This window comes from Caballeronia mineralivorans PML1(12) (assembly GCF_001028175.1).
Lineage (GTDB): Bacteria > Pseudomonadota > Gammaproteobacteria > Burkholderiales > Burkholderiaceae > Caballeronia > Caballeronia mineralivorans.
Genome location: NZ_AEJF01000307.1, coordinates 1 through 406 on the forward strand (window position 1 = coordinate 1; position 406 = coordinate 406).

Genomic DNA, 406 nt, shown 5'->3' on the forward strand with positions numbered 1-406 from the left:
CGGTGGAGCGGATTTTCATTACGTTACCGCAAGAGCAGCTAGCAGTAATTTCTTCGTATTTCGGGTGAATATCTTTTTTCATGGGAAAACCTCGGTTTAAGGCCGCGTCGCTCTTCCAGCCCTAACGCCAGACACCACGCGATGTTAAAAGTATAGCTTCAATACGATCATTTCGTACGAAGGCGCGAAATCATACAGAAATTAACCAGCGTATGCAAACTGATCCGCACTCTTCTACGGCAATGTGTATACTAACCCACCGAATTTCAAGTCAGGATGATGCTATGCCCGTTGCCCACGTTGCCTTGCCCGTTCCGCTTCCTCGTACCTTTGACTATCTGCTGCCAGAAGGCATGACGGTTAAAAGCTGGGTGTCGCGTGCGCGTGCCGTTTGGCAAACAGCAGG

General features: G+C 49.5%; 1 protein-coding gene. It reads right to left on the reverse strand.

Going from position 1 to position 406, the window contains the following annotated elements; genetic code table 11:
- On the reverse strand, nucleotides 1-82 hold an 82-nt coding region (gene rpmE, locus EOS_RS49505), incomplete at its 3' end, for a 50S ribosomal protein L31 (RefSeq protein ID WP_075645503.1).
- Nucleotides 83-406 lie beyond the last annotated feature (324 nt).